Below are 24019 nucleotides of genomic sequence, written 5' to 3'. Positions count from 1 at the left end.
ACATGGGCGTGGAGACCGACGAGTTCGCCGCGATGCTGCGGGAGCTGAAGGAACGTTCCGGCCGCAGCTACGGCGCGCTGGCGACCCGGCTGCACGTCAGCACCTCCACGCTGCACCGCTACTGCAACGGTGCGGCGGTGCCCGCCGAGTACGCGCCGGTGGAGCGGTTCGCCCGGGCGTGCGGGGCGACGGGGGAGGAACTGGTCGCGCTGCACCGGCGCTGGATCGTGGCGGACGCGGCGCGCCGGCGGGAGCCGGGGGCGGCGCCGGCGGGCCCTCCGGACGTGCCGGTGGGCCCGCCGGCGGTTGCCCCGGCGGTTGCCCCGGACGTCCCGTCGGCGGTTCAGGAGGCCGTGGTGCCGGACCGGGAGCCGGTCGGCGCCGTTCCGGCCGGGGCTGGGCGGCGGCGGACCAAGGTGCTGCTGAGCGCGGTGGCCGTGGTGCTCGTGGTCGGGCTGGTCGCGGCGGTGCCGGTGCTCCTGTCGCGCGGCGGCGCCGGGCGGGCCGCGGCTCCGGTCGGGGCGGCGACGGCGGTGCCCACGGCCGCAGGGGGCTCCACGGCGACGGCGTCCGCGGCTCCCGCCCCGGCGGGGAGTCCGGCCACCGGCTCGGCCACGGGGTCGGCCACGGGCTCGGCCGGAGCAGCGCCCGCCGGCTCGCCCACCGGCTCGGCGCCGCCGGAGGAGGCCGTCCCGTTCCACGTCAACGTGCTGACCGACAACTGGGGCAGCCCCTGCGGGCAGTGGTTCCTCTCCCCGCGGGCGCCGGGCCAGGTGGCCCCGCCGCCGGACACGATCGCCGCCGTCGACAGCTGGGCGGCCGCCCAACAGGCCGTCCCCGCCGGGCACCTGCGGCTCCAGCTGACCGCGCAGGGCGTCGGGGCCACGCCCGTCGTCCTGCACGCCGTGTACGTCCAGGTGGTCAGCGCCCAGCCCGCGCCCAAGGGGAACGCCTACACCCCGGGCGCCGGCTGCGGCGGCGGGCTCGTCCCGGCGTCCTTCGCGGTCGACCTGGACGCGCCCGCGCCCCGGGCGGTGCCGGTCGCGGGGCGGGAGGGCGAGGTGAAGACCGCCACGTCGAACTTCCCGTACCGGGTCTCCGACACCGACCCGCAGGTCATCGACGTGGACGCCACCACGGCCTCGCAGGACGTCTCCTGGTACCTCGACCTGGTCTGGAGCAGCGGCGACCGGCAGGGCACGCTCCGGGTGGACGACCACGGCCGCCCCTTCCGGACGGCGGGGCTGCGCGGTGCGCCGGCGTACTTCCACAACGGGCGGACGTGGGCCCCGACCCAGGCCGAGGAGTGAGCCCCGGCGCTCCGCCGCCGCCCGGCCGCCCCCGGCCCGGCGGCGGCCGGACGGTCGGGCCGCCGGGCGGTCAGACGGCCGGGGTGAGCAGGGACTCGGTGCGGGTGACGGTGACGCCGAGCCGGTGGAAGGCGTCGAGGGCGGCGGTGTGGCCGGGGGCCGTGACGGCGGTGACGGCGTCCTCGACCACGGTGGTGGGGTAGCCGAGGGCGACGGCGGTGCGGACGGTCTCGGCGACGCCGTACTCGGTGGAGATGCCGGCGACCACCAGGCCGGCCGCGCCGAGCCGGGTCAGGCGCTCCGCGAGGTCGGTGCCGGCGAAGGCGTCGATGCCGTACTTGGTGATGACCTCGGTACCGGGGAGCGGGGCCAGCTCGGGGGCGAAGCGGTTGACGGAGGAGTCGGGGCCGCCGTCGCTGCCGTCCAGGCGGGCGTAGCGGACCAGGACCACGGGCAGGCCGGCCGCCTCGAAGGCCGTCTTCAGCCGGGCGGCGGAGCGGACCACGGCGGCGCCGGTGAGCGGGCCGCCCGGGCGGTCGACGATCCACCGCTGGAGGTCGATCAGGACCAGGACGGTGCCGGGGGCGAGCGCGGCGGGGCTGTTCGGCATCGGGGTTCCTCGGACGGTCGGTCGGCCGGGTGGTCAGCCGGTCGGGGGGAGGTCTGTCAGTCGGTCGGCCGGTCGGGCCGGCGCAGTGCCGCCGTCGCGCGGTCCAGCAGCTCGCGCAGCAGGGCCCGTTCGGCGTCGTCGAAGGCGTCGGAGAGCCGCTGCTCGACGTCGCGGGCCAGGGCGTCGGCCTTCTTCACCAGGGCGCGGCCGGACCGGGTGAGCCTGGCGACCAGCACCCTCTGGTGGACGCTGGACGTCTCGCGGGTGATCAGGCCCTTGTGCTCCAGATTGGTCAGGACCGTCGTCATGGTCTGCGGCGTGACCAGGCACTCCCGGGCCAGTTGGGCCCCGGACATCCCGCCGGCCCGGTGGAGCGCGAGCAGGGTGACGTACTGCGGCACGGTCAGGTCGACGGTGCGCAGCACCCGGGACTTCTCGCCGATCAGGGCCTGTTCGGCCCGCTTGACGGCGTGGCCCAGGCGGTCGTGGACGTCGAGCGGGGCCGGGTCGGGCCGGCCGGAAGCGTTGTCGCTCATGGTGGTCCCACCCCTGACTGACCCCGCCGCGGATTGTTCGAACCGTACGGTACATCAGGGCCCTGATACCGCACCAGGGGAACCGGCCGGGTGACCGGCGTCCGTCCGCCCTGCCGCAACCCCCTTCTGGAGTCCTTCTGATCGCCTTTCGGCACTCGGGCACCGCTCGAGGCCGAGTGGAAGGTGGTTGGAAAGCGCACCCGACTGGACTGTTCCCGTCGGGGGACGGGCCGGCTCCGGAACGCACCGGAGCGCATCGGCCGCAACAGGACGCAGTGAACAGCCCATGGGGGAGAGCGTGATGACGAAGACCAGGATCCTGACCCGCGCGGTACTCGGCCTGGTTGCCGGGGCGACGGCGGTCCTGGCGCTGGCCGGCCCGGGCGGGTTGCCGAGCGACGACACCCACTGGGGCCTGGCCCGGGTGTCGGCCGACACCCACTGGGGCGAGCCGACGCAGGTCACCGACGACACCCACTGGGGCCGGTCGGTCCAGGCCGGGGACGACACCCACTGGGGCCGGCCGGCGTAGGCCGCCGACGCCGTCCACCGGGGTCCGACCGGGGAGCGGCACCGGCCCGGCCGCCGAGGCCGGGCCCACACAGCCGAGCGTCAACCGACAGGGAGGGAAAAGGTCATGGGCGGGACACGCCGGATGATGAAGCTGGGGGCGTTCATGCTCGTCCCCGGGTACCACGTCGCCTCCTGGCGCCACCCGGCGGCACGGGCCGACGGGGGCCTGGACTTCAGCCACTACCGGGACCTGGTCCGGACCGCCGAGCGGGCCAAGTTCGACATGTTCTTCGTCGCGGACGGCGTCGGCATCCGCACCCCGTACCAGGACGCCGACGAACTCAGCCGCTGGGGCCGGTTCCTGCAGTTCGACCCGATCACCCTGCTCTCCGCGCTGTCGGTGTCCACCGACCGGATCGGCCTGGCCGCGACGGCCTCCACCACCTACAACGAACCCTTCCACCTGGCCCGCAAGTTCGCCTCGATCGACCACCTGAGCGCCGGCCGCTCGGCCTGGAACATCGTCACCTCGGTGACCGACGCCGAGGCCCGCAACTTCAACCGGGACTCCCAGCCGGACCACGGCGCCCGCTACCACCGGGCCCGCGAGTTCATGGAGGTGGTCACCGGGCTGTGGGACAGCTGGGAGGACGACGCCTTCCTCTACGACAAGGACGGCGGACGCTTCTTCCAGCCCGAGAAGCTGCACCTGCTCGGCCACCGGGGCGAGCACTTCTCGGTCGCCGGCCCGCTCAACGTGGCCCGCCCGCCGCAGGGTCACCCGGTGCTGATCCAGGCCGGCGCCTCCGCCGACGGCCAGGACTTCGCGGCCCAGTGGGCCGAGGTGATCTTCACCGCCAGCCAGACGCTGGCGGAGGGGCAGGCCTTCTACCGGGCGATGGGCGAGCAGGTCCGCGGCCACGGCCGCGACCCGGAGCAGGTGAAGATCATGCCGGGGCTGTTCCCGGTGGTCGGCCGCACCCGGGCCGAGGCCGAGGACAAGTACGCCGTGCTGCAGGAACTCGTCGACCCGGTGGTGGGGTTCGGCCTGCTCACCCAGCTGCTGGGCGACGTCGACGTCTCCGGCAGTCCGGTGGACGGCCCGCTGCCCGAACTGCCCGAGACCCAGGGCAGCACCAGCCGGCAGCGGCTGGTCTACGACAAGGCGCGGCGCGAGGGGCTGACCATCAAGCAGCTCTACCAGTCCGTCTCCGGCGGCCGCGGCCACCGGGTGCTCATCGGCACCCCGACGGAGATCGCGGACGCGATGGAGGAGTGGTTCACCGGCGGGGCGGCCGACGGCTACAACGTGATGCCGCCGGTGCTGCCGGACGGCCTGACGGACTTCGCCGACCTGGTCGTCCCCGAGCTCCAGCGCCGCGGCCTGTTCCGCACCGAGTACGAGGGCACCACGCTGCGCGACCACCTCGGGCTGCACCGCCCCGCCCACCCGAAGAGCGTCTGACCGGCCCGCGCGGCGCCCGTGCCCGCGGCGCCCGGACCGCCCCCGCCGGACCGTTCCGTCCGGTCGGCTCGCCGGACCGTCCCGTCCGGCCACCTCGCCGGACCACCCGAGAACCGAGGAGCACCCGAGCATGCCGTCACTGGCGCGCGACCTCAGAGAGATTCCGCCCTCACCCCTGGTGCAGGTGGAGGAACTGCTCAGCCGCAGCGGCGACCTGGCCCCGATCGGCCTGCACCAGGGCAAGACGGTCTTCGAGCCCTGCGCCCGCCCCCGCCCGTGGAGCGCCGGGGAGTTCGCGATCGCGGCCCACCAGCACGGCCCGCCCGGCGGGGTCCGGCAGCTGCGCGAGGCCTTCGCCGAGCACCTGACGGCCCGCCGCGGCAGCCCGGTCGAGCCCGCCCAGGTGCTGGTGGCCAACGGCGGCACCCACGCCATCGCGGTGGTGCTGCACGCGATCCTGGAGCGCGGCGACGAGGTGCTGGTGCTCTCCCCGCAGTGGCTGTTCGCGACCGGCCTGGTGCACGCGGCCGGCGGGGTGCCCCGCGAGGTGCCGGTGTTCCTGGAGCTCAGCGCCGACGCCGACTTCGACTTCCTGGCGGTGATCGAGCGGGCGGTGACCGACCGGACCCGCGCGATCTACTTCAACAACCCCAACAACCCGACCGGTTACCGGCTGACCGACGCCCAACTGGCCGCGCTCACCGAGCTGGCCGAGCGGCACGACCTGTGGCTGATCGCCGACAACGCCTACGAGAACTACGACTTCACCCGGGCCGGCTTCGTCGACCCGGCCACCGTCGGGCGGGCCGCCGAGCGCACCTTCTCGGTGTACAGCTGCAGCAAGACCTACGCGATGCCGGGCGCCCGGGTGGGCTTCCTGGTCTCGCCGCCCGGGCTGACCGAGCCGCTGACCAAGTGGTCGCTGCACACGCTCTACTCGGTCTCCAGCGCGGCGCAGTTCGCCGCCCTCGAGGCGCTGCGCACGCCGGCCGAGGAGCTGACCCGCCGCCGTGACCGGGCCGCCGCGGCCTGGTGGCTGGCCGACTCCAAGCTGGAGGTCCCGCACACCAGGATCTCCGGCGGTCTGTACACCTTCCTCGACCTGGCGGCGTACGGCGACGGCGAGCGGTTCATCCGCCGCTGCGCCGAGCTGGGCGTGGGACTGGCCCCCGGCCGGGTGTTCGGCGCCCACTGCGGCGACTGGGCCCGGCTCTGCTTCACCGCCGCCCCGCCACAGCTGGTGGCGGAGGCGATCGACCGCATCAACAAGATCTACCGGGAGGGCACCGATGAGCACTGACACGGTGGTTCTGGAGCATTCCGGCCTCGCGCCGTTCCTGCGCCGCTACGACGCCCCGTCGCGCCTCGGCCTCAAGGTCAACGCCTACCGGGGCTACGAGGTGGAGGGCCTGGCCCGGGCGCTGGAGGCGCCCGAGCTGGCCGACTGCCCGCTGGAGTGCGTGATGGTCGGCGACTCCTACTTCATGACCCACCTGGGTCGTCCGAGCACCGTGCTGGCGGACGACGCCGAGCGGGCCTGGGCGCTGGAGACCCTGGTCGGGCTGGTCGCGGAGGTGCGGGCGTCGCTCGACGCGCACTTCCCGGCGGGCCGTCGGCCGTTCCTGCTGGCCGACCTGCCGGACGGCGCGACCGCGGGCCCCGCCGCCGCGCTGGCCGCCGGGGAGCGCTTCCGCGCGGCCGGTGCCGACGCGGTGAAGGTCGAGCTGGCCGGGGACGGCGACCTGGACTGCCTGGAGGCGCTCGCGCTGACCGGCACCACCACCCTCGGCCACCTCGGCTACACCCCGCAGCGCGGCGAGCTGAGCCGGCACGGCGACAGCGCCGAGGGCGCGGAGCGGATGTTCGCGCAGGCCCGCCGGGTGCGGGACGCGGGCGCGGCCGGCCTGATCGTCGAGATGGTCAGCGAGCCGGTCAACCGGGCGCTGAGCCGCCCGGACGCCGCCGGCATCCCGCTGTACTCGGTGTTCAGCGGCCGGGCCGAGTGGGGCGGGCAGAGCCTCAACATCTGGGACGCGGTGGTCCGTCCGGCCCGGGGCGGCCGGTTCTTCCCGCCGACCGCGGTGATCGAGGCCGCCGAAGCCCCCACCCGCTACACCCCGGACCTGATCGCGGACCGGATGCGCGAGCTGATCGGGCTCACCCTGGACGGCGGCTTCCCGCTGTCGCCGCGCACCGACCTGACCCCCGAGGAGATCGACCTGATCTCCGCTTCCCAGCCCTGGAGCGCCCGATGACCACCACCACCTCCTCCGGCACGGCGGTCTTCGACCAACTGGAGTCGGAGATCCGCACCTACTGCCGGCGCTTCCCGGCGGTCTTCACCCGGGCCAGCGGGCACCTGATGTGGGACGAGGACGGCCGCGAGTACCTGGACTTCCTGTCCGGCGCCGGCGCGCTGAACTACGGCCACAACCCGGCCGCCGCCCGGCAGGCCCTGGTGGACTACCTGCTCGCGGACGGCCCGGTGCACGGGCTGGACCTGCACACCGGCGCCAAGCGCCGCTTCCTGGAGCGCTTCCAGGAGGTCGTGCTGGAGCCGCGCGGCCTGAGCTACCGGGTCCAGTTCACCGGCCCGACCGGCACCAACGCGATCGAGTCCGCGTTCAAGACGGTCCGCCGGGTCACCGGGCGGACCGGCATCATCGCCTTCACCGGCGGCTTCCACGGCCTCTCGCTGGGCGCCCTGGCCGCCTCCGCCACCGCGTTCAAGCGCGACGCGGCTGGCGTCCCGCTCGGCAACGTGGTGCGGATGCCGTACGAGGGCTTCGCGGGCGAGGGCGTCGACACCATCGACTACCTGACCCGGATGCTGGACGACCCGGGCAGCGGGATCGACAAGCCCGCCGCCTTCGTGGTGGAGACCGTGCAGGGCGAGGGCGGGCTCTCCGCCGCGAGCCCGGAGTGGCTGCGCCGGCTGGCGCAGCTGGCCCGGGAGCGCGACATCCTGCTGATCGTCGACGACATCCAGGCCGGCTGCGGCCGGACCGGCACCTTCTTCAGCTTCGAGGAGTCCGGGATCACCCCGGACCTGGTCTGCCTGTCCAAGTCGATCAGCGGGTACGGGCTGCCGATGGCGCTGGTGCTGGTCAAGCCGGAGCTGGACCAGCTCGGCCCGGGCGAGCACAGCGGCACCTTCCGCGGCAACAACCTGGCCTTCGTCACCGCGGCCGCCTGCCTGGACCACTGGGCCGACCCGGAGTTCACCCGCGGCCTGACCGAGCGGGTCACGCTGCTGGACGGCCTGCTGGCCGGCCTCGCCCGCCGGTTCGAGGCGCTCGGCTGCACCCCGCGCGGCCGGGGTCTGATCCGGGGCCTCGCCTTCACCGACCCCGCCCTGGCGGACCGGGTCTCGCGCGCGGCCTTCGCCGCCGGACTGCTGGTGGAGACCACCGGCGCGCGCGGCCAGGTGCTCAAGATCATGCCGCCGATCGTGCTGGCCGGGGACCGGCTGGTGCACGGCATCTCGCTGCTCGCCGACGTCATCGACGCGGTGGCCCGCAAGGAGGAGGACCGTTGACCGACCTGCTGCCCGACACCGAGACCCCGGACGCCCTTGAGACCGTCGGCGCGCACGGCGACGACCACGCGCACGGCATCGACGAGTCGGTGCTGCGCCGGCTGGCCGCCTCCTGGCCGCGCCGCGCCACCGTCCGCACCGACCTGACCGAGATCACCGACCCCGACACCGGCGACTACGACGCCGCGCTGCCCGACTACCCCGAGCGGCTGCTGCCCTTCGCCGAGCACCCGCTCTGGCTGGCGGCGACCCCGGAGCAGCGGCGGACCGTGCAGACGCTGGCCTGGCTGGTCTACAACGAGCGGGTGATCGCGGCCGAGGAGTACGTGGCCAACCCGACCTTCGCGATGATCATGCACGGGGTCTTCCCCGGCGCCGACGGCGTGCACACCAAGCGGGCGGTGCAGCAGACCCACGTCGACGAGGTGTGGCACACCTACATGCACATGGTGGCCATGCAGCGCACCCGGGAGCTGCGCGAGGTGACCGCCGAGCCGGCCTACCCGCACACCGTCACCTACCGCCGGCTGCTGGAGGCCGAGGCCAAGGTCTCCGAGAAGTGGGAGCGCGACCTGCTCAAGCTGGTCTGGACGACGGTCTCCGAGATCAGCGTCAACGCCTACCTGGAGCTGCTCTCCCGGGACGAGACCGTCCAGCCGCTGCACGCGCTCGTCCCCCGGCTGCACGCCCGGGACGAGTCCGCCCACTCCTCCGTCATGGTCGAGGTGGCCAAGGGCCTGTACACCCACCTGAACAAGGAGCAGCAGCGGGCCTTCGTGACCGCGCTGCCGGAGGCGCTGAACGCCTTCGTCGCCCAGGACTTCGCGGTCTGGCCCGGCATCCTGAAGCACGCCGGGTTCGAGCGGGCCGACGAGATCGTCGAGGACTGCCGGCGGGCGGCGGGCCACAACCTGCTGGTGCGCGACTTCTCCGGGATCCGCCGGATCGTGCGCGAGATGGAGCTGACCGAGCTGGTCGACTTCGACTTCGGGGCGGAGTGATGCGCGGGCCGGTCGGGTTGCGGGACCTCTCCGCCGAAGGGCGCCGACTGGCCCTCGCCGCGCTGGTGCAGTCGCTCGGCATCGGCCTGTTCACGGCCAGCTCGATCGCCTGGTTCACCCGGCACGTCGGACTGACCGCGAACCAGGTGGCGACCGGCCTGGCGGTGGCCGGCGCCGTCGCCCTGGCCGGCTCGCTGCTGGCCGGGGTGCTGGCCGACCGGCACGGCGCCCGGCGGGTGCTGGCCACCGTGTACGCCGGGCGCGGACTGTGCTTCCTGGCCTTCGCGTTCGTGACGGACCTGTGGCAGTACCTGCTGGTCACGCTCTTCTCGGTGGCCTTCGACCGGGCCGGGCCGCCGGTGCTCCAGGCGCTGGTCGCGGCGGCGCTGCCGGAGCAGCGCGACCGCAGCCGGCTGCTCGGCGTGGTCAACGTGGTGCGCAACATCGGCCTGGGGCTGGGCGCGATGGCCGGCGGGGTGACCCTCACCCTGGACACCGTCACCGCCTACCGGACGACCATGGTGCTGATCACCGCGGCCTTCCTGGGCGGTGCCGTGCTGGTGCTGCGGGTGCCCGCCCCGGCCCGGCCGGCCGCCGCTGCCGCCGGGCGCGGGTCCGGCGGCGGGCCGCGGATCCTGCCGGACCGCCGCTACCTGGCCCTGACCGGCCTGAACTTCCTGCTGTCCTTCTTCGACGTGCTGCTGCTGGTCGCGATGCCGGTCTGGGTGCTGGAGCACACCAGTGCCCCGGCCGCCACCGTGTCGGTGCTGTACGCGCTCAACACCGTCCTGGTGGTGGTCGCCCAGCTGCCGGTCAGCCGGCTCGCTGACGAGGTGCGGCGCAGCAGCCGGATGCTGCGGTGGGGCGGGGCGGCGCTGGCCGTCTGCAGCTTGTGCTTCGCCGCGGCGGCCGCGGTGCACGGCGCGGCGTCCGTGCTGATGCTGGTGCTGGCGATCGTGGCGCTGTCGGTGGGCGAGGTGGTCAGCACCTCGGCCACCTGGAACCTGTCGATCGTGCTCGCCCCGCCCGAGGCGCGCGGCCGCTACCTGGCGGTGTTCGGCCTCGGCCTGGCCGGTCAGCGGGTGCTCGGGCCGGTGGTGGTCACCGGGCTGCTGCTCGGCTCGGGCGCGGTCGGCTGGATCGGCGCGGCCGCGGTCTTCGCGCTGACGGGCGTCGCGGCCGAACGGGTCGCGCTCGGCGGTGCCGCCGAACTGCCCTCTGCGGAGCCGGAGATGACCAGTGCCTGAACCGGCCGGTGCCGGAGACGACCAGCGCCGGAGACGACCAGCGCCTGAACCGGCCGGTGCCGGACCTGACCGGGGCCGGCCGCGACCGGTGCCGGACGTGATGACGACCTGATGGAAGCGAACGGAGGGAGACCGACCATGCGGATCGGATTCGCCGGGCTCGGGACGATGGGCGGCGGCATGTGCCGGCGCCTGGCCGAGGCCGGCTTCGAGGTGGCGGCCTTCGACCTGGACACCGCCGCCGCCGAACGGGCGGGCGGGGAGGCGGGCATCACCGCCGTCGCCCGACCCGCCGGGCTGGCCGCGCCCGTCGTGGTCACCATGCTGCCGGACGGCGCCGCCGTCCGGGCGGTCGCCGAGCAGCTGCTGCCGGCCATGGCGGCGGGCTCGGTGCTGGTGGACACCGGCTCCAGCGACCCGGGCGACACCCGTGAACTGCGCGAACTGGCCCGGACGTACGGCGTGCACGTGGTGGACGCCCCGGTGTCCGGCAGTCCGGCGGCGGCCCGGGCCGGCGAGCTGACCCTGATGGCGGGCGGCGACCCGGAGGCGCTCGACCTGGTCGAGCCGGTGCTCACCGCCTGCGGGCGGGTGTACCGGGTCGGCCCGTCCGGGGCCGGCCACGCGCTGAAGGCGCTGAACAACCTGCTGTCGTCGGTCAGTCTCGCCGCGACCGCCGAAGTCCTGCTCGCCGGGCGGGCGTTCGGTCTGGAGTCGGCCGTGATGCTGGAGGTGGTCAACGCCTCCACCGGCCGCAACCACGCCTCCGAGACCAAGTTCCCGGCCAATGTGCTGACCGGCGGCTTCGATTCGGGCTTCGCGCTGCGGCTGATGCTCAAGGACCTGCGGATCGCCGACCGGCTGCTGGCGGACGCGGGCGGCCGCGCCGACCTCGGCCGGGCCTGCCGGGCGCTCTGGGAGGAGGCCCGCGCCGCCCTGCCGGAGCACGCCGACAACACCGAGGTGGTCCGCTGGCTGGAGGCCGGGGCCGGACGGGAGCTGCGGGCATGACCAGCACCGGGAACGCGTCCGCGCCGCGGATCGCCGTGATCGGCGGCACCCCCGCCACCCTGCGCAAGGTGCGCGCGGCCGGCTTCGAGATCGTCTGGGTGTACGGGCCGCAGGAGCTCGATCCGGCCGGCCTCGCGCACGTCGCCGAGGCCTACCTGACGGACTACCGGGAGCCGGCCGCCGTCGCCGAACTGCTGGAGACCGTCCACCGGTCGCGCCCGCTGGTGCGGGTGGTCTCGATCATCGAGGACGGCCTGGAGCCCGCCGCCGCCGCGACCAGCCGGCTCGGCCTGCCGGGCAACGGGCTGGAGCTCGTCCGGGTGCTCCAGGACAAGCTGGCCTTCCGGACGATGCTCGCCGAGCGCGGCGTCGACGCCGTCGCGGCCCGGATCGGGCACACCGCCGCGGACATCCGGGCCTTCGTCGCCGAGCACGGCCCGACCGTGATCAAGCCGCGCTACGGCTCCGGGAGCCTCGGGGTGCGGTTCGTCGAGGACCTCGCGGCCGCCGACGAGGCGGGGGCCTGGGCGGCCGGGTTCGGGCTGCACTCCTTCCTGATGGAGCAGTTCCTGTCCGGCACCGAGATCAGCGTGGAGACCTTCAGCTTCGCCGGGCAGCACGTGGTGCTCGCCCTCACGGCCAAGGAGAAGCTGGCCTCCTTCGTCGAGGTCGGCCACACCCAGCCCGCCCCGCTGGACCAGGACACCGCCCGCCGGGTCGAGGAGCTGGTCTTCGCGATGCTGGACGCGGTCGGCCTGGCCGACGGGCCCGCGCACACCGAGGTGATCCTCACCGCGCAGGGGCCGCGCCTGGTCGAGTCGCACAGCCGCCGCGGCGGTGACCGGATCACCGACCTGGTCCAGCAGGTGTACGGGATCGACACGGACGCGCTGGCCTTCCTCTGGTACGCCGGGCGCACCGAGCCGGTCCGGCCGGGGGAGCCGTCCTGCGGCGCCTCGATCCGCTTCCTGACCGCCGAACCGGGCGTGGTCGACTCCGTCGAGGGCCTGGCCGAGGTGCTCGCCGACCCCGCGGTGGTGGACGCCGCCGTGACGGTCGCGCCCGGCGACACCGTGGTGCCGATCGCCTGGTCCTACGACCGCTGCGGCCTGGTGCTGGTCCGCGGCCGGGACGCCCGGGACGCGGCCGAGCGGGCGGGCGCCCTGGCCGCCCGGATCGCGATCCGGACCTCGCCCGCCGTGACCGGCCCGCCGGCCCGCACCCTGGACACCATCGCGGCCCGGCCGGACCGCCTGGTCGGCGCGGCCCCGACCGGGCCCGCGGAGCCCACGGCCCCGACCGAACCGTCGGCCGTGCCGGACGCCGCGGGCAGCGAGCCGGTCGGAGTCGCGAAGTGAGCGTCACCGCCGAGGAGTTGCGCGGAGCGCTGCGCCCGCACGCGGCCGGGATCGCGGTGCTCACCGCGCCCGGGCCGGTCGGGGTGACGATCACCTCCTTCACCTCGGTCAGCGCCCGTCCGGCCCTGGTCTCCTTCGCGCTGGCCGAGACCTCCAGCACTTGGCCCCAGCTGCGGGACAGCGACTGGTTCGGCATCCAGATCCTCGGCGCGCACCAGCAGGGCGTGGCCCGGCTGTTCGCCACTCCGGGCGCCGACCGCTTCGGCCCGGACACCCGCTGGCAGCCGGGGCCGCACGAGGTCCCGCTGCTCGACGGCTGCCTGAGCTGGCTGGTCTGCACCCGGCACGACGTGCGCACGGTGGGGGACCACCACGTGGTCACGGCCGCCGTCGCGGAGGTCCGGCCCGGCGCGTCCGGCGACAGCCTGGTCCACCTGCACGGCGTCATGCAGCCGGTGGCCCAGCCCGCCCTGGTCCGCGGCTGAGACCGCCGACCACCCTGACTGGAGGAGCAATTGGACACGGAAGCACAGCCGCGCCAGCACCGGGCCGCCGGAGTGGCGGTGGCCGCCCCGCACGCCCTGGTGCTGGTGGACAGCGACCACGCCGACACCCCGTACGACGCCTGGGCGGCCGAACTCGGCGTCCGGGTGACCCTACTGGTCTCGGCCGAGAAGTACCCCCAGTACGCCCACCTGCCCGCGGCCCGGCCGATCGTCGGCTACCACGGCGGCACCGAACTGGAGCGGGTGGCCATGGAGTTGACCGGCGAGGGGTTCGACGCGGTGATCGCCCGCGGCGAGCGGGACGTGCTGCGGGCCGCTCGGCTGCGCGAGCTGCTCGGCCTGCCGGGCCAGCACTGGGACAGCGCCCTGGCGTTCCGCGACAAGGTCCTGATGAAGCGGATGCTGCGCGAACAGGGCCTGGACGTACCGGAGTTCGCCCCGGTCCGGGTCGCCTTCGACCTGTACGGCTTCATCCGGGAGCACGGCTACCCGGTGGTGGTGAAGCCCGCCCTGGGCTCCGGCTCCAAGGGCACCTCCGTGCTGCGCGGGGAGGCCGACCTCACCGCGCTGCTCGCCGACGGCCTGCCGGAGCACGCCGAGGTGGAGCGGTTCGTCGAGGGCCGGATGTACGTCGTCGACGGCCTGGTCAGCGAGGGCCGGCTCGCCGCCGTGTTCGTCTCGCACTACCTCAACGACTGCCTGACCTTCCACTCCGGCGGCTACCTCGGCTCGGCCCAGATGAACCGGGACGACCCGCTGACGGACCGGCTGATCGGCTACGCCGAGCGCGTCCTCGGGGTGCTGCCGACCCCCGACTGCACCAACTTCCACCTGGAGGTCTTCCTCACCCCCGACGACCGCCTGGTGCTCTGCGAGGTGGCCAGCCGCACCGGCGGCGCCCGCACCACCGGGGCGATCCGCGCCTGCACCGGCTTCGACCTGGACCAGCGCTGGTTCGCCGCCCAGCTGGGCGAGCGGATCCCGCCCGGCGGCGGTCGGCGGGCCGTGGACCGGGGCAGCTCCGGCGGCTGGGTGCTCTTCTACCCGGGGAAGGGCCGGCTGACGGGACTGCCGAAGGACCCGCCGTCCTTCGTGGTCGAGGAACGGATCAAGGGCGTGATCGGAGAGCGCTACCACGGCGGCGAGAAGTCCGGGGACTACCTCGGCGGCTATGTGATCATTGGCCGGGACGCGGCGGAAATCGCCGCGAACGCCGAGGAGTTGGCTGCCTGGTACGCGGCCGGGATCAGCTGGGAGGAATAGGACCTCATGAACAGGCGGTACATCGTGATCGGCGCCGGGGCGGTCGGCGGCGTGGTCGGCGCCCGGCTGCACCGGGCCGGGCACCGGGTGGTCCTGGTGGCGCGCGGCGAGCACGGCGCGGCGCTGCGCGACCGCGGCCTGACCGTGCACGGCCCGGGCGGCCCGGACACCGCCCGGATCCCGGTGGCGGCCGGCCCGGACGAGGTCGACCTGCGCGAGGACGACGTACTGCTGCTGGCCGTCAAGACCCAGGACACCGGGGCCGCGCTGGCCGCCTGGGCCGAGCGCCCGGTCGGGCCGGACGGCGGCCGGGCCGGTTCCCGGCTGCCGCTGGTCTGCCTGCAGAACGGGGTGGAGAACGAGCGGTCGGCGCTGCGGCGGTTCCGCCGGGTGTACGGCGCCATGGTGGTGCTGCCGGCCGCCTTCCTCACCCCCGGCGAGGTGCGCGTCTGGTGCGGGCCGCGGACCGGTGTGCTGGTCCTCGGCCGCTACCCGCAGGGCGCCGACGACACCCTCCGGGAGATCGCCGCGGACCTCACCGGGGCCGACTTCCGGGCCGAGGTGGTCGAGGACGTGCTGCGCTGGAAGTACGGCAAGCTGGTCAACAACCTGGCCAACGCCGTCGACGCGCTGTGCGGGCAGCGGCCGGGGGCCGAGTCCGTCGAACTGGCCCTGCGGGCGCGGGCCGAGGCGGTCGCGGTGCTGGAGCGCTCGGGCATCGCCTGGGCCGCCCCCGCGGAGCTGGCCGACCTGCGCCGCGGCGTGGTCGACGAGCCGCCGGCCGGGGCCGGGGCGGGGCACGGCTCGACCTGGCAGAGCCTCAAGCGCGGCGGCTCCACCGAAGTCGACTACCTGAACGGGGAGATCGTGCTGCTGGGCCGCGGCTGCGGGGTGCCGACGCCGGTGAACGAGCTGTTCCAGGAGCTGGTGAACCGCTGGGCGCGGGAGCGCCGCGAACCCGGCGCTCTGGCCCCGGCGGAGCTGGCCGAACTGGTCGGCCGCGCGGCGCCGGAGCGGCCGGCCGCCGCCGGGTAGCCGGGCACCGGGCGGGTAGCCGGGGGCACCGGGCGGGTCGGCCGGGCGCCCGGCCGTCAGCCGCGGTCCGGTCAGCCGCAGTCCGTGCGGCTGCCGGCCCGCAGCGGAGCCCCGTGCTCGGCCCCGGGCCCGGCCGTCGCGGTCAGCAGTTCCTCGGTCCGCTCCAGCCAGTGCTTGGAGCCGAGTTCGGCGAACAGCCGGCGACAGGCCGCCAGGTGCCCGGCGGCCTGGGCGCGGTCGGCCCGCTGGAGGGAGATCTCGGCCAGCGCGAACCGCGAGCGGGCCTCCACGGCCCGCTCGCCGACCTGCCGGGACAGCTCCAGCGCCCGGGTCAGGGTGTCCACCGCGCCGTCCAGGCTGCCCTCCCGGCGGCGCACCGTGCCGAGGCCGTGCAGGGCGTACGCCTCGCCGATCCGGTCCCCGCCGGCCCGGACGATCCGCAGCACCTCCCACAGCGCGTCCGCCGCCGGCTCGGTCCGGTCGGTGGACAGGTGCAGTTCGGCGAACCGCTGGAGCACCTGGGCCTCCACCCGGACGCAGTGCTCCGACCGGCAGATCACCAGGGCCTGCTCCAGCAGGGCGCGGGCCCGCTCGGTGTCGCCCGCGGTCATCCACCAGCCGGCCAGGCTGCGCAGGATGTGCGCCTCGCCGATCCGGTCGCCGACCAGCCGCATCACGGTCAGCGCCTCGTCGTACTTCGCCCGCATCGCCGGGTGGTCGCCGCGGACCCCGTCGAGGAAGGCGTCGTTGCGCAGCACCAGGGCCCGGCCGTGGTCGTGCCCGGCCGCCTCGAACAGCTCCCGGGCCAGGGTGAAGTGCTCCTGGGCCTGCTCGTGCCGGGTCTGGAACATGTGCAGGGTGCCCAGCGAGTAGAGCATCGCGGCCTGCCCGACCGTGTTGCCGGCCCGCACCGCCGCCTCCTGGGCGAGGCGCGAGGTCTCCTCCCAGTCGTCGAAGTGGCCCTTGGCCTCGAACAGGGTGACCGAGGTGAGGGCGAGGTCCCAGCAGAGTTCGTCCAGCCCGGCCGCGGCGGCCTGCCGGACGGCCGTCACCAGGGCCAGCCGTTCGGTGTCCCAGCCGTCCACCCCGGCGCCGGGTCGGCCGGACCAGGCGACCGGCGGCGGCCGCCAGCGCTCGGCGCCGCCGTGGATGACGGTGTAGTCGCCGCCGTACTCCCGGCGGTGGGCGTCCTCGGCCAGCGCCAGCCAGCCGCCCAGCATCCGGGCCAGCGCGGCCTCCCGCACCTCCGCGCTCTCGGAGGCCAGCAGCTGCTCGTGGGCGTAGGCGCGGACCAGGTCGTGGAAGCGGTAGCGCGGCCCCGGCTGGTTCGGGTACTGGACGATGTCCATCACCTGCGCCTCGACCAGCAGGTCGAGGGTGTCCTCGGCGGTGGCCGGGTCGGTGTCCAGCAGCGCGGCCGCGATCCAGGCGGGTGCGTCGGGCAGCTGGACCAGCGAGAACAGCCGGAACAGCCGCTGCGCCGGCAGCGGCAGGGCGCGGTAGGTGAGGCTGATGGTGGAGCGCAGTTCGAGGCCGTGGTGGCTGAGTTCGTCCAGTCTCTGCCGCTCGTTGCGCAGCCGGCGCACCAGCCGCTCGACGGGCCAGTGCGGGTGCGAGGCCAGCCGGGCGCCGGCGATCCGCAGGGCCAGCGGCAGCCCGTCGCACAGCTGCACCAGCTCGACGGCGGTGTCCAGTTCGGCCTGCACCCGCGGCCGGCCGATGATGCCGGCCAGCAGGTCGAGCGCGTTGGACATGTCGAAGACCTCGACGTCCACCCGGTGGATCCCCGGGACCCGGGCCAGTCGGACCCGGCTGGTGGCCAGGACGGCGCAGCTGGCGCTGCCCGGCAGCAGCGGGGTGACCTGCTCGGCGCCGGTCACCCCGTCGAGGACGACCAGGACCCGGCTGTCGGCCAGCCGGCTGCGGTACATCTCGGCCCGCTCCTGGGGGTCCTCGGGGATCGCCTTGGCCGGGACCCCGACGGCCCGCAGGAACCGGGCGAGCAGCGTCCCGGTCCGGTTGTCGCCCTCGCCGGCGGCGCCCTCCTCCGCCGTCAGGGTGTGCAGGTCGGCGTAGAGGTGGCCGTCCGGGAAGTGGGCGCCCGCCTCGTGGGCGGCGCGGACGGCCAGGGCCGATTTGCCGACCCCGCCGGGGCCGCAGATGTTGACGATCGGGACCGCGTAGCCGGGGTCGGCGGTGTCGGCGGCGGGCACGATCAGCTTCTTGATCTCGTCGAGCTGGTGCCGACGGCCGATGAAGTCGCTGATGCTGGCCGGGAGTTGGCGGGGGGTGAGGCGGAAGCCGGTCTCCGTCGGGACGGGCGGCGGGGTGGGCGGTATCGGTCTGGCGGCGGCCGGGTGCGGCGGGCCGGCCGGGGCCGGCGGCGCGGGGGAGCGGTGGCCCGGGGCGGCGCCGGCGGCGGGGCCGTCGGCGGGCCGGGCGTGCCCGTCGCGGCGCACCGGCAGGTCCAGCTCGGCGGACTGGTGCAGGATCGCCCGTTCCAGGTCCCGCAGTTCCTGGCCGGGCTCGATGCCGATCTCCTCCACCAGCGCGCGGCGCGCCCGCTGGAAGGCCTCCAGGGCGTCCGCCTGCCGGCCGGAGCGGTACAGGGCCAGCATGAGGTGCCCGTGCAGCCGCTCCCGGAGCGGGTGACGGGCGGTCAGCGAGGCCAGCTCGGCGCTCAGCTCGCCGTGCCGGCCGAGCAGCAGGTCGAGCCGGACCCGCTCCTCCAGGACGGTCAGCCGCCGGTCGTCGAGGTGGGTCGCGGCCCGCTGCGCCAGCTCGCCGGGGACCCCGTCCAGCGCGGGGCCGCGCCACAGCGCGAGCGCCTCGCGCATGGTCTCCGCGGCCTGCTCGGTGCGGCCCGCGACGCTCTCCTCCCGGGCCCGCGCGACCAGGCGCTCGAACTCCAGGCTGTCCACCTGGGCCGGTTCCAGCGCCAGGGCGTAGCCGGGGGAGCGGGTGACGATCGCCTCCGGCCGTCCGGCCTGGGCGAGGCGCTTGCGCAGGGTGGAGACGGCGACCTGGACCTGGCCGCGGGCGGTGGTCGGCGGCGCGTCCCCCCAGACGGCGTCGATCAGCTGTTCGGTGGAGACGGTGCGGTCGAGGTTGAGTCCGAGCATCGCCAGGACCACCCGCTGGCGCGGTCCGCCCAGGTCGAGCGAGCGTTTCTCATGGAGCAGTTCGACCGACCCCAGCAGCCGCAGCAGCATGCCTTCCTCCCCGCAAACCGGAACGCGCTCAGCCTATTGGTATACACCACATTCCCCGGTGGGCACTACAGTCACGGCATTGAACCGGACAGCCCGCTCCGGAGCTTTCCGTGGACCGGGCGAATTCTCGCCATATCCCCCGCGCTATCGTACGCGACCCGGCGCTGACCACTGCTGACGCAGATACTTCGTATACGGTGTCAATGCCGCCGGGGGCGGTTCGGATTCGCTGATCAGGCCGGTCGGCCGGACGGCCACGGAATTGTTTCCGGACATTGGGGTCCGGTGGGGCCGCCCTCCCGAACCCGTGCCGCGGGGCCTGTCGTCGCCCGCCCGCCGGGCCTCGGCGGGCCGGTTCCGGACGGCTCCGGCGTGCCCCGCGCGGCACCCCCGGTTACGGTTGCCGGATGGGTCAGGACGGGGTGGAGGAGGACGGGTCGATGACGGAGGCGACGGACCGGCGGCGACCGCGCCGCCTCGCGCGGATCGCACTGGTGTGCGCGGTGGCGGCCGTGGTGGTGCTCGCCTTCACCGGGCCGCGCGGGCTGCTGGTGCTGCTCGCCGAACTGGTCGGCCTGGCGGTGACGGCCGTCGGCGTCTGGTGGGTGATCACCCGCCGGGGCCTGCCGCGGCTGGCGGGCGCGGTGCTGGCGGTCGGCGCGCCGGTCGCCGTGGTGGTGCTGGCCTACGACGCCGAGGTCGCGCTGCTCGCGGCCGTGGCCGTCGTGCTCTGGCTCGCCGGCCTGGCCTGCGGCCGGGCCGCGCTGCGGGCCGCCCGGCCACCGCGGCCGATGCCCGTCCGGGAGACCCCGCCGCCGCGGCGGCCGGTCCTGATCATGAACCCGAAGTCCGGCGGCGGGAAGGTCGAACGCTTCGACCTGGTCCGGCGCGCCGAGGAACTGGGCGCCCGGGTCGTGCTGCTGGACCCCGCCGCCCCGCAGGACGTCACCGAACTCGCCCGCCGGGCCGTCGCCGAGGGCGCCGACCTGCTCGGCGTGGCCGGCGGGGACGGCACCCAGGCCCTGGTCGCCGCCGTCGCCGCCGAGCACGACCTGCCCTTCCTGGTCGTCTCCGCCGGCACCCGCAACCACTTCGCGATGGACCTCGGCCTCGACCGCGCCGATCCCGCGACCTGCCTGGACGCCCTGCGCGACGGCGTCGAACTCGCCGTCGACCTCGGCCGGGTCGGCGACCGCACCTTCGTCAACACCGTCTCCTTCGGCGCCTACGCGCAGATCGTGCAGAGCCCCGGGTACCGCGACGCCAAGACCGCCACCGCCCTGGACGCCCTGCCCGACCTGCTCCAGGGCGAGGCGGGCCCCGCGCTCACCGCCCGCGCCGACGACCGGCGGATCGACGCGCCGCAGGCCCTGCTGGTCAGCAACAACCCGTACGCCGCCCCCGACCCGGCCGACCTCGGCCGCCGCCCGAGCCTGGACGGCGGCGTGCTCGGCGTCCTCGGCGTCCGGGTCGACGACGCCGCGCAGGCCGCCGAACTCGCCCTGCGCGGCGAGCGGGCCGCCGGGCTGACCCTGCTGTCGGCCCGCCGGGTCACCGTGCAGGCCGACGTCCCCGAGATCCCGGTCGCCGTCGACGGCGAGGCGCTCACCCTGCCCACCCCGGTCGTCTGCACCCTGCTGCCCCGGGCCCTGCGGGTCCGCGTCCCGCGCGACCGCCCGGGCGCCGACCCGGACCGACAGGCCCGCGCCCACCGGCTGGACTGGCGCGACATCACCCGACTGGCCCTGGACCGGGCCCCGGCCGCCGGCGGCCGCCCGTGACCGGCGCCGTACGGCGGGACGGCACCGCAGCCGGCCCGCGCGGCGGCAACGGCGCCGCCCGGCGCGGCCGCGCCGAAGCCGTGCTGCGCGACCTCGCCGCGCTCGACGGCGCCCTCTACGCCGCCGTCGCCGCCACCCCGACACCCGCCCTCGACCGGGCCCTGCGGTCCCTCTCCCGGGCCGCCGACCACTCGAAGATCAACCTCTCCGTCGCGGCCGCCCTGACCCTCGTCCCGGGCCGCTGCCGCCGGGCCGGCCTGACCGGCGCGGCCGCCGTCGCGCTCGCCTCCGGCACCGCCAACCTGCTCGGCAAGCAACTGGTGCGCCGCCCGCGCCCCGACCGCGAGGCCGCCCGGGTGGTGCGGGACCGCCAGGTGCCGATGCCCGCCTCCGCCTCCTTCCCGTCCGGCCACACCGCCTCGGCGTTCGCCCTCGCCACCGCCGTCGGCACGCTGCTGCCCGCCGCTGCGGCCCCGCTCGCGCTGCTCGCCTGCGCGGTCGGCTACTCCCGGGTGCACACCGGCGTCCACTACCCCGGCGACGTGCTGGCGGGCGCCCTGCTCGGCAGCGCCTGCGCCGGGACGGCGCTCGCCCTGGGGCGGCGGATCGGCTAGGCCCGGGGAGCTCCTACGCGCCGAGCGCGTCCGGGTCGAGCGCGGCCAGCCGCTCCGGGTCCAGCAGCAGGTGGACCCGGGTGATCCGGCCGGCCCGGGCCGCGAGGCCCAGCACCGCCGTCGGCCCGCCGTCCCGGGTGAGCAGGGCACCCGGGGCACCGTTGACCAGCACCGCGGTCACCGCCGGGCCGTCCGCGCCCAGTTCGGCGACCCGTTCCACGATCCGCCCGGCCCCGCGGACCGCCCCCGTGGCGGCGGGCAGCGCCCGCCCGCCGTCCGCGCGCAGCTCGGCGGCCGGGTCCAGGGCCGCGGCCAGCGCCGCCGGGTCTCCGTCGCGCACCGCGGCGGTGACGGCGTCGACCAGCCGGCGCCGGACGCCTGGGCGGTCCTCGGCGTCCGCCTCGCGCGCGCCCTGCACCTTGGGACGGGCCTGCTCGGTGAGCCTGCGGGTCACCGCCGTGGTCCGCTCCAGGACGGTCGCGACCTCGTCGAGCGGCCGGCCGCACACGTCCTGCAGCACCAGGGCGACCCGCTCGGCCGGCGCCAACCCGTCCAGGGCCAGCAGCAGTTCGAGGCCCACCGGCCCGTCCGGCCGCGCCCAGCCCGCCGGCTCCACCACCGGGTCCGGCAGCCGCACCCCGGCCCGCGCGGGGCGCTCGCCCAACCGGCTCAGACACACCCGCCCGGTCACCACGGCCAGCCAGTCCGGCAGGTCCGCCACCTCCTCCGGATTGATCCGCCCGAGCCTGACCCAGACCTCCCGCACGGCCTCCGCCGCCTCCGCGTGCGAGCCCAGCAACGGGTACGCCAGGGCCCGCATCCGCGGCCGGAGGTGCTCCAACTGGCCTGCCTGCCGGTCCTGGTCGGGCACGGTCACACTCCTCGGTCCGCCGGGGGCGCCCGCTGCGGACCGCCCGTTCGTGGGTGGACCTTACTCGGAGAGGCCAGATGATCACAGTGGGTTGTACGGCCCGAAATCCGGATCGACCGGAGGAACGACGCCGTCCCCCGCCGGGTGGCTCCCGGCGGGGGACGGCGTCGTCAGTGCGTCGCTGGTTCGTGGCGGATCAGACCGTCTGCTGGGCCTCGAAGATCCAGTGGTGGTTCGCCTGGTCGGCGCACTGCCAGACGTCCAGGCCCTGTCCGTTGGTGGTGTTCCAACCGTGCAGGTCGAGGCAGAGGCCGGAGACCGGGTTGTACAGCGAGTTGTCGTAGCGGCGGACCCAGGTCTGGGCGCCCGGGTTGTTGCCGCAGTCCTGGGCGACGACCGCGGTGCCGTTGACGGCGACGGCGTCCGCGGTGCCCAGGCAGCGGCCGGAGACCGGGAGCTTGATCTGGTTGTCCTTGGTCATCACGAAGTGCTGGGACGCGCCGTTCCAGCAGTCGTAGAGCCGGAGCTGGGTGCCGGCCCCGCCCCACCAGTTGTCCAGGCACTTGTGGGTGTCGACCGCGCTGCGGATCTGGATCGAGGCGTCGGTGGTGGCGAGGGTGTTGGCCTGCTGGTCGGTCAGGGCGTACGGGTAGGCGCGGACGTCGCTGACGGCGCCGTTGAGCAGGTCGCCGGGGGTCTGCTGGTTGTAGGCGACGCCGCCGACGTTGAGGCTGCCGGGGGCGGGCTTCCAGCCGCTGGGCATCTGCGCGCTGCCGACGGCCGCGCCGTTGACGTACAGCGTGATGGTGCCGGCGTCGGCGTTGTAGGTGCCGGTGAGGTGGGTCCACTGGCCGACGGTGACGCCGGTGCGGCCGGTGCGGTCGTAGGCGGAGTACCAGGCGGTGGGGCTGAGGCTGTCGTTGCTGGGCAGGACGAAGGCCCAGTTGTTGAAGGCCTTGGAGTACTGCAGGTAGAACGGGCTGGCGACGTCACCGGTGAGCGAGACGGCGGTCTGGTAGCCGTTGGTGTTGTTGACCTTGACCCAGGCCGAGACGCTGTAGCTGCGGGAGGTGTCGACCGTGCTGTTGACGGGTGCGGTGGTGCGGTAGACCGATGCTCCGTCGAAGGTGGTGGCCTTGGCGGCGGTGCGGTTGTGGTCGTCGGTCAGGGTGGCGCCGGTCGGGTAGGTGGTGCCGGTGGTGTCGCCGTTGCGGTACAGCTTGTTGGTGTCCCCGGTGTCACCGGAGGTGCGGCCGTCGAGGGCCCACCACTGGGGGTTGACACCGGTGTTGGCGATGGTGTTGGGGCCGACCTGCCAGGTGTAGCCGGCGGTGGGGGTGCCCGGGGTGGTGGGCTTGCCCCACCAGATGTCGATGGTGCCGTCGGTCTTCTTGCCCCAGAGTGCGGTGTTGCCGTTGCCGGTGAGGTCGCCGTCGGAGCCGAGGGTGGTCCAGGTGTCGCTGGGGACGCCGCCGATCTTGGTGGAGGTGGCGATGCCGGTCAGGGTGGGGACCATCAGCGGCTTGCCGCTGGGGTCGTTGACGGGCTGGCCCTGGTTGTCGGTGGCGAGGACGGTGCCGGTGGTGAAGGTGAGGCCGGTGAGGTCGTCCTTGGCGGCGTCGGGGGAGGGGGCGAGGTTGCGGGTGAACAGGCCGGGGTGGCCCTGCTTGGCCCAGTCGCCGGGGGTGAGGAGTTCCTTGTCCTTCCAGCCGGCGGCGGCCAGGCGGACGGGCTTGCCCAGGGTGTTGGCGTTGGTCGCGGGGTAGTACCAAAGAGCCGCGTCGGTGCCGTTGTCGGTGCTCTCGACGGTGAGCAGGCCGGTCTTGTTCTTGAAGCCGAGCTTGGGGTCGAGGTCGGTGGTGACGGGGTCGCCGAGGGCGGCGATGCGCAGGGTGGTGGACCAGTTGGTGGCGTTGTAGCCGGTGGTGGTCAGCCAGGAGCAGTCCTCGGTGGCGGTTTTGGCGCACTTGGGCTTGGCGAGGGAGACCGGCTTGTCGATGCGGCCGTAGACGCCGGTGTTGCCGGGGTTGGGGTAGAGCCAGAGTTCGGGGGCGCCAGGGGCGTGGGCGATGACGTCGTCGATGTTGTTGCCGCCGGTGAGGGTGCCGCGGTGGGTGAGCTGGATGTTCGTCCAGCCCTTGCCGCCGG

The 24019-nt window shown here is 75.0% G+C and carries 20 protein-coding genes; 15 read left to right on the top strand and 5 right to left on the bottom strand.

The features are described 5' to 3' along the window. Positions 1 to 2: 2 nt before the first annotated feature. Positions 3 to 1310 (top strand): helix-turn-helix domain-containing protein, encoded by a 1308-nt coding sequence (locus tag AB0O91_RS32960; RefSeq protein ID WP_363441122.1) that lies wholly within the window; start codon positions 3 to 5, stop codon positions 1308 to 1310. A gap of 70 nt (positions 1311 to 1380) precedes the next feature. Here AB0O91_RS32960 and AB0O91_RS32955 read toward each other — a convergent pair whose 3' ends face one another. Next, on the bottom strand, positions 1381 to 1920 hold the full coding sequence (locus AB0O91_RS32955; protein ID WP_363441120.1) for a cysteine hydrolase: 540 nt from the start codon (positions 1918 to 1920) through the stop codon (positions 1381 to 1383). Between the two features lie 56 nt (positions 1921 to 1976). Next, a complete protein-coding gene (locus tag AB0O91_RS32950) occupies positions 1977 to 2456 on the bottom strand; it encodes a MarR family transcriptional regulator (RefSeq protein ID WP_363441118.1) in 480 nt (159 codons plus the stop codon). A gap of 301 nt (positions 2457 to 2757) precedes the next feature. On the opposite strand from AB0O91_RS32950, the gene AB0O91_RS32945 reads away from it, so the two are divergent. From AB0O91_RS32945 to AB0O91_RS32890, 12 genes are all read left to right on the top strand, one after another. Beyond that, positions 2758 to 2988, top strand: coding sequence for a hypothetical protein (locus tag AB0O91_RS32945; RefSeq protein ID WP_363441116.1), 231 nt, complete (start codon positions 2758 to 2760; stop codon positions 2986 to 2988). A gap of 105 nt (positions 2989 to 3093) precedes the next feature. Beyond that, positions 3094 to 4434 carry an LLM class flavin-dependent oxidoreductase gene (locus AB0O91_RS32940; protein WP_363441114.1) on the top strand — a complete coding sequence of 447 codons (1341 nt, stop codon included), beginning with the start codon at positions 3094 to 3096 and terminating at the stop codon, positions 4432 to 4434. Between the two features lie 130 nt (positions 4435 to 4564). Next, on the top strand, positions 4565 to 5734 hold the full coding sequence (locus AB0O91_RS32935) for a pyridoxal phosphate-dependent aminotransferase (protein WP_363441112.1): 1170 nt from the start codon (positions 4565 to 4567) through the stop codon (positions 5732 to 5734). Further along, complete coding sequence (locus AB0O91_RS32930) at positions 5724 to 6689, top strand: 3-methyl-2-oxobutanoate hydroxymethyltransferase (RefSeq protein WP_363441110.1); 966 nt, start codon at positions 5724 to 5726, stop codon at positions 6687 to 6689. Before AB0O91_RS32935 ends, AB0O91_RS32930 begins: the two co-directional genes overlap by 11 nt. Further along, positions 6686 to 7972 carry a diaminobutyrate--2-oxoglutarate transaminase gene (gene ectB / locus AB0O91_RS32925; protein WP_363441108.1) on the top strand — a complete coding sequence of 429 codons (1287 nt, stop codon included), beginning with the start codon at positions 6686 to 6688 and terminating at the stop codon, positions 7970 to 7972. Before AB0O91_RS32930 ends, ectB begins: the two co-directional genes overlap by 4 nt. After that, positions 7969 to 8973 carry a diiron oxygenase gene (locus tag AB0O91_RS32920; protein WP_363441106.1) on the top strand — a complete coding sequence of 335 codons (1005 nt, stop codon included), beginning with the start codon at positions 7969 to 7971 and terminating at the stop codon, positions 8971 to 8973. Before ectB ends, AB0O91_RS32920 begins: the two co-directional genes overlap by 4 nt. After that, positions 8973 to 10220: an MFS transporter gene (locus AB0O91_RS32915; RefSeq protein ID WP_363441104.1), complete on the top strand. Its 1248-nt coding sequence runs from the start codon at positions 8973 to 8975 to the stop codon at positions 10218 to 10220. The genes AB0O91_RS32920 and AB0O91_RS32915 overlap by 1 nt, the downstream gene beginning before the upstream one ends. Positions 10221 to 10358: 138 nt before the next feature. Next, a complete protein-coding gene (locus AB0O91_RS32910; protein WP_363441102.1) occupies positions 10359 to 11231 on the top strand; it encodes an NAD(P)-dependent oxidoreductase in 873 nt (290 codons plus the stop codon). Further along, positions 11228 to 12589 (top strand): ATP-grasp domain-containing protein, encoded by a 1362-nt coding sequence (locus tag AB0O91_RS32905; RefSeq protein WP_363441100.1) that lies wholly within the window; start codon positions 11228 to 11230, stop codon positions 12587 to 12589. Before AB0O91_RS32910 ends, AB0O91_RS32905 begins: the two co-directional genes overlap by 4 nt. Beyond that, positions 12586 to 13074, top strand: a complete 489-nt coding sequence (locus tag AB0O91_RS32900) for a flavin reductase family protein (RefSeq protein ID WP_363441098.1) — start codon at positions 12586 to 12588, stop codon at positions 13072 to 13074. Before AB0O91_RS32905 ends, AB0O91_RS32900 begins: the two co-directional genes overlap by 4 nt. A 30-nt stretch (positions 13075 to 13104) precedes the next feature. After that, entirely contained in the window at positions 13105 to 14358 is a 1254-nt protein-coding gene (locus tag AB0O91_RS32895; RefSeq protein WP_363441096.1) for an ATP-grasp domain-containing protein, read from the top strand. Positions 14359 to 14364: 6 nt separating this feature from the next. Next, a complete protein-coding gene (locus AB0O91_RS32890; protein ID WP_363441094.1) occupies positions 14365 to 15393 on the top strand; it encodes a 2-dehydropantoate 2-reductase in 1029 nt (342 codons plus the stop codon). Between the two features lie 71 nt (positions 15394 to 15464). Here AB0O91_RS32890 and AB0O91_RS32885 read toward each other — a convergent pair whose 3' ends face one another. Beyond that, entirely contained in the window at positions 15465 to 18605 is a 3141-nt protein-coding gene (locus AB0O91_RS32885; RefSeq protein WP_363441092.1) for a BTAD domain-containing putative transcriptional regulator, read from the bottom strand. A 440-nt stretch (positions 18606 to 19045) separates the two neighbouring features. On the opposite strand from AB0O91_RS32885, the gene AB0O91_RS32880 reads away from it, so the two are divergent. Next, a complete protein-coding gene (locus tag AB0O91_RS32880) occupies positions 19046 to 20386 on the top strand; it encodes a diacylglycerol kinase family protein (RefSeq protein WP_363441171.1) in 1341 nt (446 codons plus the stop codon). Between the two features lie 80 nt (positions 20387 to 20466). Then, positions 20467 to 21000: a phosphatase PAP2 family protein gene (locus AB0O91_RS32875; RefSeq protein WP_363441169.1), complete on the top strand. Its 534-nt coding sequence runs from the start codon at positions 20467 to 20469 to the stop codon at positions 20998 to 21000. 13 nt (positions 21001 to 21013) lie between these two features. Here AB0O91_RS32875 and AB0O91_RS32870 read toward each other — a convergent pair whose 3' ends face one another. Beyond that, entirely contained in the window at positions 21014 to 21871 is an 858-nt protein-coding gene (locus AB0O91_RS32870; RefSeq protein ID WP_363441090.1) for an RNA polymerase subunit sigma-70, read from the bottom strand. Between the two features lie 196 nt (positions 21872 to 22067). After that, a partial coding sequence (locus tag AB0O91_RS32865) for a LamG-like jellyroll fold domain-containing protein (protein ID WP_363441088.1) occupies positions 22068 to 24019 on the bottom strand: 1952 nt, incomplete at its 5' end.

It is taken from the genome of Kitasatospora sp. NPDC089797 (assembly GCF_040684795.1).
GTDB lineage: Bacteria > Actinomycetota > Actinomycetes > Streptomycetales > Streptomycetaceae > Kitasatospora.
The sequence above is the reverse complement of the archived record's forward strand: the minus strand, read 5'-3'. Positions and strand labels throughout refer to the sequence as shown.